This is a genomic window from Gemmiger sp. An50, from assembly GCF_002161595.1.
Taxonomy (GTDB): domain Bacteria; phylum Bacillota; class Clostridia; order Oscillospirales; family Ruminococcaceae; genus Allofournierella.
The window spans coordinates 1-13,341 of record NZ_NFID01000030.1 but is presented as its reverse complement, the minus strand read 5'-3'; the positions used below and the strand labels follow the sequence as shown (position 1 = coordinate 13,341).

General features: G+C 53.5%; 15 protein-coding genes. 14 read left to right on the top strand and 1 reads right to left on the bottom strand.

What is annotated here, in order from left to right:
- The 4 genes from B5G03_RS16770 to B5G03_RS17230 all read left to right on the top strand — a co-directional run.
- The coding region (locus B5G03_RS16770; protein WP_162613452.1) for a GH25 family lysozyme at positions 1–840 on the top strand (840 nt) is incomplete at its 5' end.
- 10 nt (positions 841–850) lie between these two features.
- Positions 851–1,102, top strand: coding sequence for a hypothetical protein (locus tag B5G03_RS16765; RefSeq protein WP_087182810.1), 252 nt, complete (start codon positions 851–853; stop codon positions 1,100–1,102).
- A gap of 4 nt (positions 1,103–1,106) precedes the next feature.
- On the top strand, positions 1,107–1,370 hold the full coding sequence (locus B5G03_RS16760; RefSeq protein ID WP_087182809.1) for a phage holin family protein: 264 nt from the start codon (positions 1,107–1,109) through the stop codon (positions 1,368–1,370).
- Positions 1,371–1,605: 235 nt separating this feature from the next.
- Positions 1,606–1,881: a hypothetical protein gene (locus B5G03_RS17230; RefSeq protein ID WP_140401738.1), complete on the top strand. Its 276-nt coding sequence runs from the start codon at positions 1,606–1,608 to the stop codon at positions 1,879–1,881.
- Positions 1,882–2,059: 178 nt separating this feature from the next.
- Here the strand turns inward: B5G03_RS17230 and B5G03_RS16755 are convergent, their stop codons facing one another.
- A complete protein-coding gene (locus B5G03_RS16755) occupies positions 2,060–2,323 on the bottom strand; it encodes a helix-turn-helix domain-containing protein (RefSeq protein ID WP_087182808.1) in 264 nt (87 codons plus the stop codon).
- Positions 2,324–2,715: 392 nt separating this feature from the next.
- On the opposite strand from B5G03_RS16755, the gene B5G03_RS16750 reads away from it, so the two are divergent.
- The 10 genes from B5G03_RS16750 to B5G03_RS16705 all read left to right on the top strand — a co-directional run bounded on the left by B5G03_RS16750 (position 2,716) and on the right by B5G03_RS16705 (position 13,188).
- Complete coding sequence (locus B5G03_RS16750) at positions 2,716–3,942, top strand: AfsR/SARP family transcriptional regulator (RefSeq protein WP_140401737.1); 1,227 nt, start codon at positions 2,716–2,718, stop codon at positions 3,940–3,942.
- Positions 3,943–4,212: 270 nt separating this feature from the next.
- Entirely contained in the window at positions 4,213–4,704 is a 492-nt protein-coding gene (locus B5G03_RS17925) for a hypothetical protein (RefSeq protein ID WP_242962518.1), read from the top strand.
- A 26-nt stretch (positions 4,705–4,730) separates the two neighbouring features.
- The gene (locus B5G03_RS16740) at positions 4,731–8,489 is read left to right on the top strand and encodes a VWA domain-containing protein (RefSeq protein ID WP_087182806.1); all 3,759 of its coding nucleotides are present in this window, start codon (positions 4,731–4,733) and stop codon (positions 8,487–8,489) included.
- A 23-nt stretch (positions 8,490–8,512) separates the two neighbouring features.
- Entirely contained in the window at positions 8,513–9,070 is a 558-nt protein-coding gene (locus B5G03_RS16735; protein WP_087182805.1) for a hypothetical protein, read from the top strand.
- Between the two features lie 37 nt (positions 9,071–9,107).
- Entirely contained in the window at positions 9,108–9,629 is a 522-nt protein-coding gene (locus tag B5G03_RS16730; protein ID WP_087182804.1) for a signal peptidase I, read from the top strand.
- 192 nt (positions 9,630–9,821) lie between these two features.
- Positions 9,822–10,469 (top strand): hypothetical protein, encoded by a 648-nt coding sequence (locus B5G03_RS16725; protein ID WP_087182803.1) that lies wholly within the window; start codon positions 9,822–9,824, stop codon positions 10,467–10,469.
- An 89-nt stretch (positions 10,470–10,558) separates the two neighbouring features.
- The gene (locus B5G03_RS16720) at positions 10,559–11,221 is read left to right on the top strand and encodes a TasA family protein (RefSeq protein ID WP_087182802.1); all 663 of its coding nucleotides are present in this window, start codon (positions 10,559–10,561) and stop codon (positions 11,219–11,221) included.
- Positions 11,222–11,265: 44 nt separating this feature from the next.
- On the top strand, positions 11,266–11,763 hold the full coding sequence (locus tag B5G03_RS16715) for a signal peptidase I (RefSeq protein ID WP_087182801.1): 498 nt from the start codon (positions 11,266–11,268) through the stop codon (positions 11,761–11,763).
- Positions 11,760–12,413, top strand: coding sequence for a hypothetical protein (locus B5G03_RS16710; protein ID WP_140401736.1), 654 nt, complete (start codon positions 11,760–11,762; stop codon positions 12,411–12,413). The genes B5G03_RS16715 and B5G03_RS16710 overlap by 4 nt, the downstream gene beginning before the upstream one ends.
- A gap of 19 nt (positions 12,414–12,432) precedes the next feature.
- Positions 12,433–13,188, top strand: a complete 756-nt coding sequence (locus B5G03_RS16705) for a hypothetical protein (protein ID WP_087182799.1) — start codon at positions 12,433–12,435, stop codon at positions 13,186–13,188.
- Positions 13,189–13,341: the final 153 nt, after the last annotated feature.

Here is a 13,341-nt window from a genome sequence, read left to right as displayed (position 1 = left end):
CTGAGCGGCGCGGCGGCCGCCGGGCTGGACGTGGGCGTGTATCTGTACAGCTACATCGACAGCGAGGAACATGCCCGCATCGCCGCCGCCCGGGCGCTGGAGCTGCTGGCGGGCCGGGCCCTGACCATGCCCCTGGTGCTGGACTACGAGCACGGCAGCAAATACGCCGGTTACGGCCGGGCAAAGAACACCGCCATCTGCAACGCCTTCATGGAGGTGGTGGCAGCGGCGGGCTATCTGCCCATGTTCTACAGCTACAAGTCCTTCTGCGACAGCTATATGGATATGAAGACCCTCGATCAGTATGAGGGCCTGTGGATCGCCAACTACACCGGCAAAATCGGGGTGGACAATGCGGCCGTCTGGCAGCATTCCAGCAGCGGGTCGGTGCCGGGCGTTGCGGGCCGGTGCGATCTGAACCGGATGTACTGCGACCTGCCCCGCATCATCCGGGAGAGCTGTGCCCCCGAAAAGACGGAGTTCCGTCCCATTTCCGGCAAGCAGCTGGAGGTGTTCGACGCCAGCCGCTGCGAATACTTCACCGCGCCGGACATCAACGCGGTGGTGATGAACGCCGATGGTCGCACCGATAAGCTGCCGGAGGGCGCTTACAAGGTGCTGGCCCTGGCGGACGGCCTGGTGGACGGCTATCCTATGGCCCAGATCGAATACGGCGGCCTGCTGGTATATGTGGCCATCTTGGATGACCGCTGCCGCATCATCGATGGTCCGGTGGACAGCCTGACCATGCGCTTGACGCCGGTTCCCAACGAGGGGGACCGGCGTAATATCGAGAACCACTGCAAAGGCCTTGGCTTTGCGGCGGAATGGCTCTGGTGAGGTGGCGCCGATGAACGAATGGAGCGTAGTAGGTGTGTTGGTAGTGGTAGTCGGGCTGTTCCTCTCGGTGGGGGCACCGGTGATCCGGCTGAACAGCACCATTACCAAGCTCTCCACGCTGGTAGAGGGACTGCGGGACCGGCAGGTCCAGCAGGAGCAAAATAATAGCGACAGCCACCGGCGCATCTGGAAACACAACGAAGAACAGGACGCGGTTCTCAACGACCATGAGACCCGCATCACGATTTTGGAAAGGAAGTAACATTATGGAGTTTATGGGCATTACCGGCGTGGCCGGTATTGTGGTGATCTGCTATCTGGTTGGCCTGATCGTGAAGGCCACCCCCTGGAACAACAACAAAATCATCCCCATCGTGTGCGGCATGGCCGGTGCGGTGCTGGGTGTTGCGGGCATGTATGTTATGCCCGAGTTCCCGGCGGCTGACCCCATCACCGCCGTGGCGGTTGGCATTGTAAGCGGTCTGGCGGCCACCGGCGCCGATCAGGCGGTAAAGCAGCTGAAGCAGTAATGAGAGAAGAAGCCCCCGAGCTACCCGGAAAATCCGGCTGGCTCGGGGGCCTTTTTTCATTATGGGTACACACATAAGGTACACACTTTTATTTTTCTATCTGCATAATTGTTTGCCTATTGCAAAGTTTATTCTATTTTAAGCAAGTATTTTCCCTATAAAAGCATATTATTTCTCATAAAAAAATAAGCGCGGTGGTTCGAATCCCTCTCTTTCCGCCAAAGAAGAGAACCGATTGAGCAACAGCTCTTTCGGTTCTTTCTTTTTTACAAAGGAGCAGGGGATTCGAACCCGAAAGGGTGATCGCCGTGAAGAAAACCTGCCAGTGGCAGGTTTTTTGGTGATCTGCGCGCCGGGGCTGTGCCCCAAGCGCGGGAAGCTTTGCGCAGCAAAGATTTCCAAATCCCTCTCTTTCCGCCCAAAGAAGAGAACCGATCGAGCAATAGCTCTTTCGGTTCTTTCTTTTTTACAAAAGAGCAGGGGATTCGAACCCGAACAGATGGATACCTAAAAAATCTGTAAGCTGAACGGCTTACAGATTTCTTTTTGCTATAATAGAAAATGATTCGTCATTCGGACCGGAAGCAAGGATTTCCCAAACGTTGGGCCCCGGTGAAGGAGAGCGCCCGGCGAAGAGCGGCGGCGCCTGTCCGCTGCTTTTTGCCGGGCGTCCGGTCCTGGGAGGGGGTTCAGCCAGCCTGGTGATCGTCCAGCGTCAGCCAGTCCAGTTGTGCCGGGTCCACACCAACGGTACAGTAGAACAGCCGGGCATCAATGTGCAGGATGGCGCACAGGCGCAGCAGCAGCTGTCCGCTGGGGGTACGCCGTCCGCTTTCGATTTGCTGATACCAGCGGGTCGAGATTCCCGCAAGCTCCGCCACGGTTTCCTGTGTAAGACCCAGTTGGTGGCGGCGGACAAAGATCTCAGATGAAAATGCACGTTTGAATTTCATGCCGCAAGATTCCTCCTTTTCTTCTTATTTATAGTGTAGTGCGTTTTGCGGCTTTGTGGGAAAAAAGGTGCTGAAGTAGGCAAATTTGGCGGATTTGTACCGGTTTTGTGCCAAAATCGCCGACAAAAAGAGCTCTTGAAAAAGATGAGAAAAAAGGTTATATTTGTGCTGGACAGATTGCCGGTCCTCTGTTATGATAAATTCATAAAGGCATAATGGCCGCGCGCATTTTGTGAAACCTGATCAAAAAGGAACGAAATGGAGAGCGGCATGGTTTTTGCCAGTGAAATATGGTATACTGTAAAAAATAGTTTTGGATTCAACATGAGCTGCAGCTCTCTGCTTGTGAGAAGAGCAGGTGCTGTGCTCGATCTAAAGTGGGGATTTTGGTTGTGAGTTTGGAAGTAACGATGTTCGGCGGCTTCGTGCTGCGGCACAACGGAAACACGCTCAAACTGGAGCGAAATAACGTCACGCGTTCCATGCAGGTGCTTCAGATGCTGCTGTTCCATGGAGAGGAAGGCGTGCCCAAGGACGTTTTGATGGATCAGCTGTTCGGCTACGAGGACGGTGTGACCAATCCGGCCAACAACCTGAAGGTGACCATCAGCAACCTGCGGCGCATCCTCAAGCAGGTCGGCCTGGAGGATACCACTGTGGTGTTCAAGGCGGGCAGCTATCATCTGGTTTCGTCGGAAGAGATCATTGTGGATGCCTTCCAGTTTCACCAGCAGGCCGAAATTGCATTGGCTGCTCAGGGCGACGAGCGAGTCACTCTGCTGGAAAAAGCCTGCGATCTTTACAACGGCGATTTTCTGCCCCATCTGGCGGGCTGCGACTGGGCAATGGTGGCTTCGGTACATTATAAAGAAGAATACGCCGCCTGCGTGCATGCACTTTGCAGTGAACTGGAGCAGCGCCAGGACTGGCAGCGGATGCTGCGCATCTCCACGCAGGCTTCGGGCCTGTGTCCTCAGGAGGATTGGGATATCCTGCGCATCCAGAGCCTGCTTGCCATGCAGCGTTACCAGGAGGCAAAGGAGGTCTATGAGGAGACCGCCAATCGGATGCTGGATGAATTCGGCGTCAAGCCCAGTGACCGGCTGAACGAATGCATGCGCCAGCTGGAAAATGTGCTGCCCAGCAGCAAGGCTTCGCTGGAACAGCTGCAGGAAGTTTTGAAGGAAGAGGATGTGTCCCGAGGGGCTTACTACTGTCCTTTCCCCAGCTTCATCGATACATACCGCACCGTCAGCCGTATGCTGGAGCGCAGCGGCCAGTCGGCCTATCTGATGATGTGCTGGGTCACCGATAAGCAGGGCCACCGCATCGAACAGCGAGGCCAGGTGGCTCAGGTAATGCCCCAGGTGGGTGAGGCGATCCATTCCGCCCTGCGCCGTGGCGATATCTACACCCGCGCAGAGGACGACCGCTTCCTGATCCTGCTTATGGGCATCAATCGGGAGAACTGCAGCATTGTCATCCAGCGCATTGATGAGTGCTATACCGCTTTGCGCCGCGGCAGCCGCGGTACCGCCGTGACGCTCCACTATAAAATGGCCCCCGTGGGGGATCTGAGTCCCCAGCAGTGGAAGAGCGGCAGCGTAAACTGGGGCTGATCTTTAACGGTTGGCAGATTGACCCGCAGAAATAAAGGGTAAAAGTTCATAGGAAAATGAAAGGACCTGTGTGCCGGCGTTGGCATACAGGTCCTTTTTTGCGCTCATTTTGATCGAAAACCCCATGCTTTTTGAGGAAAATGAGTCTGGCGGGTAAAAAAACAGATGCCGATTACGAAAACTATCTCTGAGGAACGCTCACTTTAACCGTTCCTTTACTTGACGATGGTATAGTGGTAAGTGTCAAAACAGTAAAAAGGAGGGATGGGCATGGAACAACAGGCAGTCAGCAGTGGACCGCTGCATTTGATCACCGTTTGCGTGGACAGCGGCGAGCATAGCCGAATGAGCGGACGGATCTACCACCGGTTCAGCCAGCAGCCCATCACCTTTCTGGGGGCCGAAGGAGTGCTCTTCTCCATCGAAAAGCTGATGGACGAATGGGACTATCCCCAGTCCACCCTGAAAATGCGAAGTTTTGCACCATCCTCACCCCATCAAAGGAGGCAGCCAGGCATGGCGAGAAAGGCAATCAATGATCCTCTGGCATATACCGGGCAGGATGCCACCTTCGTGGTCCATGTGAAATACCGGCAGAATGCCACATGGCAGGGCACGGTGACATGGGCCGATAAAAACAAGCAGCAGAATTTCCGAAGCGCGCTGGAACTGATCAAATTAATGGACAGCGCCATGGACGAAAGCTTACCACCCGAACAAGAGCAAACGGCCGAGCAGGGCGCGGCGCTCATCAATGGATAACGAAACGAACTTAGGAGGCAGCAGCTATGAAACACAAAATGTGGAGCCGTTTACTCAGCATGGCGCTGGCAGTGATGATGATCGTCAGCATCGTGCCCAACAGTGCTTTTGCCGAGGCGGCCAACGAAATCACCAGCACCAGCCAGGTGCAGGAGATTCCCGCTGAGGAAACCCAGACTCCGGAGGAGGTAACTGTGCCGGAGGCGGAAACTCCCGCCGAGCCCAGCACCGAGCCTGCTCCCACCGAGGAACCTGTGGCTGAACCCACTGCGGAACCTACGGTAGAGCCGACCGCCGAGCCCACCCAGGCTCCGGCTGAGACTGCTGTTCCCAGTGAGCAGCCCAGCGCCGAGCCCACTGCGGCTCCCGAGGCCACGGAAACCCCGAACGCCAGCGCGCAGCCCAGCGAGACTCCCGCTGCCAGCGCAACTCCTGCGCCCAGCGAGAGCCCTGTGCCCAGTGAGGCTCCGGCCCCCAGTGAAGAGCCTGCCATCGACGGCCAGGCCCTGCTGGATGAACTGATGGCCATTGAGGACGACGAAGCCTTCTTAAATGCCGTAAGCGAGCTGACCGAAGAACAGACTGCCGCTCTGGAAGCTCTGGGCGAAGAGGCTCTGGCGGAGTATGCCCTGCGGGTGGAAACTCTGACCGCTGCTCAGCAGCAGGACGAAAAGTTCACTGAGTTGTACGACAAGCTGATGGCGGCGGAGACGCTGGATGATTTTTATGCCTTGCTGGATGCGCTGAGCGACGAAGAGCTTGAATTGTTCGACGAGTGGCTGAGCGATGAGCAAAATCAGGAAATCGTTGAGCGGATAGCGGCCCTGTTGGAAATTGGAGATGGAGAGGTTCAAGAAGAGGAAGAAGACAATGACTTTATCTCTCCGGTGAATTTTGCAAATGTTGCTCCTCTTTCTGCACTGAGCGCAATGACGCCCATGCGTGCAATGCGTACAATGCGTGCCGCACAGACGACCACGCCTACTCAGAATCCTGACGGTTTGGAAATGACCAAGTCCATTCGAAAAGATGCCAGCGGAAAGTATTGGATCGATCTGGAAGCCTACACGACCGGTACCATCACAAGCAGCGGTGGTGACCCAGTTCCGGCGGATATTGTTCTGGTTTTGGATATGTCCGGCTCCATGGATTATTGCATGAACTGTGGAAAAGAACAAAAGGATCATCATGGAGACGAGTATTATTGCAAGGAAGGTAAATATGTCAAAGTTTATGACGTACAGCCGGGTGGAGAATATTATTACGGCTACAGCAAAGATAAGGCGTACTGGTGTAATAGTTGTAACGGGTGGTTTAGTACCGACGATCACTCTTGGCACTATAGTTTTAACCAATTAACGCCTAAGACGTATGAAAATGGAAGAGGAAACCAGTTCTACGAATACAGCAACGACGGTACAAAATTTGAACCTCGGATTGATGCACTGAAAAACGCGGTGAACGGTTTCATTACTTCTGTGAAGGATGATGCAATCAAATATAAGGTTGACCACAAGATTTCGCTTGTAAAGTTTTCGGGAAATACATCCGATGAAGTTGGAAATGATACTTATTCGGATGGATACAGTAATAAATGGAACTACTCTCAGATTGTAAAGAATCTGACACTAGTAAGCAGCGGCGCGGAGGAACTCAAAGCAGCTGTGAACGGTTTGAAACCGAATGGCGGCACACGGACTGACAATGGCTTGAAAAAAGCGAACGAGGTCTTCAAAGGAGGGGCAGTAGAAGAACGCAACCGCATCGTGGTTTTGTTTACAGATGGTGAGCCTACTGGTATTAAAAGTAACAATACATTTGATGATAGTGTGGCCAATAATGCGATTAGCGAGGCCAAGACACTGAAAAATGATAAAGGCGCTACGGTATATACCATTGGCGTATTCTCTGGTGCGGATGGTGCGAACCCGGCGGATTTGCCCCCCTATAACGAGGACAGGAACAACCGTTTCATGCATCTGGTTTCTTCCAACTACCCCGACGCAACAAAGGTGAAACCTGATGGTGGTTGGTATGGAGACGAAAATACAGGCGAATTGAATCCCAAGCTGGAGGGAACAGATAAGAGCTATTACCTTTCTGCAGGCGACAGCGAAACGCTGAACAAGATTTTCCAGGATATTTCCGACGAGATTCAGGGCGGCGGTTCTTCCTTTAAGCTGGATGATAAGGCAGTAATCAAAGATGTGATGTCGGATTATTTCCAGCTGCCCGAGGGAACGAACGAAGAAGATGTGACCGTAGAATACTACAAAGCGGATTATAGTAGTGGCAATTTGCAGTGGACAGAAGATACTACTTATCATTCTGGGATTACCAAAACAGTGAATCAGGCCACTGGCAGCGTTTCTGTGACAGGCTTTGACTTCGACCACAACTTTGTGAGCGAGAAAGGTCGCGAAGAAGGCAATGTAGAAAAGCCTGGTGGCTTCTACGGACGTAAAATCAAAATCAGCTTCCCGGTGGAAGTAAAGCCGGAGTTCCTTGGCGGCAATAATGTGCTCACAAACAGCGAGACCGCATCGGGTATTTATCAAACAGAAAGTGCAGAAAATCCAGTTGGTGTGTTTACTTCGCCGAATCTGAACGTTCCGGTAAAGGCGGATGTTCAGAAAGTAGATCAGACGATCCACCTGACCACTTCGATTACAGCGGACCAGCTGTTTGAACCGACGATTACACCGAATGGTACAAACAACGCCTATGTGACGATCACTTATACAGTGAAAGATTCGCAGGGCGACGTGCTGGGGACGTATACCATCAACTCGAGTGAAACGAGCGGAAGCTGGAATGGTGCTGCTCCTTCGATTTCTCCGGACGAGTGCAGCAATTACACCATTACCTGCACGGTAACGCCGAATGAAGGCAAGATGGATTCGTGTAACGATCAGCCTGTTGCGGCGGCCAAAAAAGAAGCCAACTCCACAGTCCATGTGTTGTATCCCACGGTTCAGGCGAAGGATAAGTACATCGCTCTGGGCGATGATACCACCTTTGCCGGATGCTGGGAGTCTGTAGAGACTAACGGCTGGTACGATGCTAAACACAATCGTTATCCTGAACCGGTTACCACAGCCCCTGAGGTAACAGATGTGAAGGTCAAAGTGGCGAACAGTAGCGGAGATGAGATGGTTTCCGGCACTACTGTTTCTCCCACGAAGGATACCGACTACAACATTGTAGCGGTCAAGCTGGGCGCTAGGGAGACCGGTTGGATTACAGATGCAGCCAAATTTGCTGTGCTTGAAGATACGACCACAAAACACAACGCAGATGAGCATACCTGCATTCAACCCACGGAGGATGATCAGAGCAAAAATCCTCACGATTTCACTATCCATGTGTACTCCGTGAACGGCGACCTGAAGATCGAAAAGACCTTGCAGAGCTTTAATGCCAGCAAGGGCGACGATGTGGTGTTTACCTTCAAGGCAGTCAATAACAAGACGCAGCAGGTCTACTACACAACCATCCCCTTCCAGAAGGCTGATTTTGTGAATGGCGGTCCGGTAACGCATGAAACCATACTGAAAGACATTCCGGCAGGTACTTATACGGTGTATGAGCTGACCAGTGCAGGATACATAGAGGTTAGCGCGACAGTGGTAGAAGATGTAGAAGTAGGCGGAGCGACCGCTGGATGTGCTGAATTTACCAACAAGTCTGATAACAACAAGACCCCCGGAGATAACAGCAGCGTTCTGAACAAATGGCTTGGTACTGGATTTGCTAAGGTTACGTCCGAAGCGGCCAACGGATAATAGCGGAAAGGAGAGAATAAGGCATGAAAAAAATTAGTCGAAAACTCGTTCTGCTGTTGTCGCTGGTAGCGGTATTGGCAATCACTGTGGGCGGTACCCTCGCGTATCTGCAGGCTACCACCGGTCTGCTGACCAACACCTTCAAATTGGCGGATGTGCATACGGAAATTGAAGAAGAAGTAGGCGATACCAAACGGGTTTACATTCAAAATGAAGGTGAATCCGATGTGTATGTCCGTGTTCGTCTGTCGCTTTCCGGTTTGACAGAGGAGCAGATGGATGCTGTGCAGGTGATCAGTAACGGTGACGCAGAACAGTATAAAGAAGGAAATCACATTACAATTCTGACCCACGGCAAATGGGCGCAGACGACTTCTGGGTTTAACCCGGATGGCTTCTTCTACTACACCGCGGAACTGGATGCTGGGAAAACGACAGAACAGCCGCTGGAGGTCGTAGTCGGCAGTGGTGCTGGTGTTAAGGCAGATCAGAATTTTGAGGTCATTGTGTATCACGAAAGCGTTGTGGCCCGCAATTCTGGTCTGACCGATGCGTCAAAAATTGCAGAGCAGTTTGAGTAATCCTGCATAACCGAAAATTCACTTTAGGAGGACCGGAATGGTCAAAAAAATCTGCAATATCTTATCCACGATTGTTCTGGTCGTATTGCTGGCGGCTGCCGCCGTCATCCTTGTACCCATGCTTCTTGGGTACAAGGAGATGGCGGTGCTGTCCGGCAGCATGGAGCCCACCATCCCGGTGGGAAGTCTGGTATACGTGAAGCCGGTGGAAGCCAGTGAGTTGGAAGCCGGTGACGTGTGTACTTATTATCTGTCCGACGGCGAAACCTTCGTGACCCACCGGGTGCTGAGCATCGACCCCGATGCCCAGACCCTGGTCACCCAGGGCGATGCCAACGAAAGCCCGGATGGCGATATTCAATTCAGCCAGGTCTATGGCCGGGCGGATTTCCATCTGCCCTATCTGGGTATTGCCATCCAGAACCTTCGCACCCCGGTGGGCATTATGACCATCTGCGGTGTGGTGATGCTGGTGATTCTGCTGAACTTTATCCCGGCGATCATTGATGCAGCTGAGGACGAAAAGAAGCAGAAAAGGCAGGAAAATCCAGTTGGTTAAAATTTTGATGGAAACCGAAAAGTTTCCTGCTTCAAACATCAAAGTTTAACTGGTTTCTAACCCTGCTTTAGTACAATGGTATATGTAAAGCAAAAGCGGCTTGCCCAGGGCCCGGTCACCAAACCGCTTTTACTTCATAAAAAGTTTCTCTTTTAAACCCGTGAATAAAACACAAAAAGGAGCGTAACGATTATGAAAATGAAAAACATGTTGATCGGCGGTATGTCCCTGGCACTGGTAGCTTGCATCTCTGTGGGCGCCACTCTGGCTTATCTGACGGATGAGACTGGACCGGTTACCAACACCTTCGTGATGGAGAATGGCACCGAAATCCAGTTGTGGGAGACTGCTGACGAAGTGACCAGCGGCGAGTATAAGCAGGCGGTAACCGGCGAGGAGGCTGGAACGGAAGAAATCATCGGTACGGAAGACCCTCTGGAAGGTACGAATGTTGGTATCGATTATACCGATGTGCTGCCCGGTGCGGAGATCGACAAGAAGCCTCGTCTGGAGCTGTTCGATGGCCCTGAGAGCTATGTATACGCCAAGGTTGAAAATCCTGCTGCCGCAGTCCAGACGATCACCTTCAACACCGGTGCCGAAGGTAGCAAGTGGACTCTGGTAGATGGAACTCAGAATATTTACCGTTACAACAGCACTGTTACTCCCACCGATGACGGCGCTTGGACCAGCGAGATCTTCACCACCGTTACCATCGACGATGAAGCTACCGATGCGGCGCTGGATGATATCACCATCACTGGTTTTGCGATTCAGGCAAAAGGTCTGGAAAACGGTGTGACCACCGCTGATGCCCAGGCGATTGAGGCTCTGTCCTAAGAGAACAGAGTTGTAAGAATTTGCGAAATGCGACAGATAGCATAATAGCAAATTCGATACTTTTATAAATTTTTGCAGGAGATATACTTATGAATAAGAAAAATATTCTGACCGCCGCGGTCAGCCTGTCTCTGGTAGCTTGCCTGTCCATCGGCGCTACTCTGGCTTACTTCACCGATAAGACCGAGACCGTCCAGAACGAGTTTACTACCGGCAAGGTTGATATTGATGTTGTTGACCGTCTGCCGGATGACGTGAAACCCGGTGAACAGCATTGGGATTATAATCAGCCCGGCGGTGAAGATACCGCTATCTTCTATACTGACGTTGTTCCCGGTGACGACGTGGGCAAGATTGTGGGTGTTGAGCTGATGCCCAACTCTGAGGACAGCTGGATTGGTCTGAAGGTTGTTGTGGATGCAGATTCCGCTCAGATGATGGCGGACATCGCCAACGAAATCCTCGCCGCGCAGGATCAGAATTGGACCATGGTTTCTACCACCTATGGCGAGACAATCGAAATGATGTTCGCCTACAACGATGTTGTTACTTACAATCCCAAGGCAACGAATATCTACACCCTGTTCAGTAATGTACACATTCCTGAGAGCTGGGATAATGCGATGTCTGAAAAGGGCTTCGGTATTTCGGTAGAAGGCTATGCTGTACAGGCCGATAATGTTACCTATGACGGCTTCACCAAGATGCTGACTAATGGCGAGTGGAATGGCGTTGAGGTAGAGTTCAACTGAATAAACCGTTAGAGCTTAACAATTAAACGAAAGGGGCGGCGGCCATGAAAGCAAAGGCGCTGAGTGCCGTAGCCACGGCACTTCTGCTGGCGGTAATGGCCGTCGCCCTTCCTTTCAGCGTACCAAAACTATTCGGATATCAGATCTACAACGTATTGACCCAAAGTATGGAACCGGCAATGCCGGTGGGCAGCGCGATCTATGTGAAGCGCTGCGACCCCCAGGCCCTCGAGCAGGGCGAGATCATCACCTTCCGGCTCAGCCAGGCCACGGGCCTCGTGGAAACGCACCGGGTGGTGGAAAACGACACGCAGGCGCGGCAGCTGATCACAAAGGGCGATGCAAACGCCCTGCCGGATGTTGATCCGGTGAGCTACGAGCGTGTGGTCGGAAAAGTGGTCATATGCATCCCGGTGCTGGGCACAGTGTCGGAGATGCTCCATTCCGGGCCAGGCGTCACGGCCTGTGTGGCGATTTTTGCCCTGGCGATCATCCTATGGACACTTGCAGACAAAACAAAGAAAAGGGAGCGTTCCAAGTGAAGAAAAGAGTTTTGCTGATGGGTCTGGCAGCAGTCATGGTCATGGGCGCAGTCGTGGGCGGCTCCCTGGCGGCAGGCCAGGCGAGTGCGGAAAACCCGGTCACGGCGCCTTTGGCGGCGGCCACCCTGAATATTGAATGGACTGGCGGCGAAAGCGATCCGGTCGCCCTCACGGTGACGGATAAGGAGCTGATGCCGGCAGACAAGATCGACGTAAAAGACGGCTATAAAGTAGACAATACCGGCAGCGTGGATTCCTACATCCGCGTTACCGTGACCAAATACTGGGCGGACAGAGACGGTAAGACCACCGAACTGGACGCAGCGAACATTCAGCTGGGCCTGAACAGTGCCGACTGGATTCAGGCTGACAAGCTGTTTGAAGGCAACTCGGGTGAGACCGAGGTGTACTACTACAAGTACCCGGTACCGGCGGGCCAGAGCACCAGCGAGCTGCTGGAGATCATCGGCATCCCGGCAAGCCTGACCAACGAGTATGCAGGTATGAACGTACATCTGGAGGCTGTGGCGGACGGCGTGCAGTTCGCGGGCGCGGACGCGGCCGACCTGAATGCCAGCGGCATTCTGGCCAGCTGGGGCGTTGTGGCCCAGTTGGACGCCAGCGGCAACCTGGTCAGCGTGACCGAATAAGCGGGAGGAGGCAGTGAAGATGAAGAAAAAACTGATCGCGAGCCTTTTCTCGCTGGCTCTGAGCGCGGTATTCGCGCTGGGCTGCTTTGCCGCCGACGCCGACAAGGTGGTCTACGACGGCAAGGACTTGACCTACAGCGGCAGTACCCAGATGGATGGCTTTACCCAGATGATCCCGGGCAAGACCTACACCGGTACCATCACGCTGGAGAACACTGGCGAAAAGGCTGCCTATTTCTACATGGACACCAGCGTTGTGAGCACGCTGATTGGTGCTTCCAATGCCAAGGACACCGGTTACACCGTGAGCCTGACCTGTGGCGGCAACACCCTGTATGGCTATGATCCTGCCAGCGGCAAGGCTACCGGCACTCTGGTAGGTGGTAATGACACTGCCGGTCTGGAAGAGCTGAACAGCCAGCTGGAGGAATATCCGCTGGTGGCTACTCTGGACCCGGGCCAGACCGCGGACGTGGTGCTGAGCATCACCCCGGACGCCACTGCCACCAATGTGAGCTACATGGGTGCGGAAGGCAAGATCGAGTTCCGCTTCCAGGCGGCGGATGTGCCTGACGTAAAAACGGTCGTGACCACCGAGACGGTGCAGGGTGAGCCCAACGTGGTGACCCAGGTGCGCACCATCGTGGTGTCGGCTAAGACCGGCGATTTCAACACCATTGCGGTATGCGCGGTGGTGGTAGTGCTGGCGGCAGTGGTGCTGCTGGTGCTGACCAAGAAGAAAAAGAAGGAGGAAGCAAGCGATGCGCAAGACTAATAAGCTGTTGGCCGGGCTGCTGAGCCTGTGCCTGGCGGTAAGCGTCAGTGCAATGCCCGCTCTGGCAGCGGAAGGCGACGCTTCCTCCACCGAAGCCACTACCTATGTGGTGACTTTCCGTCCCGGTGAGCACGGCAAGTTCACCGACTCCTT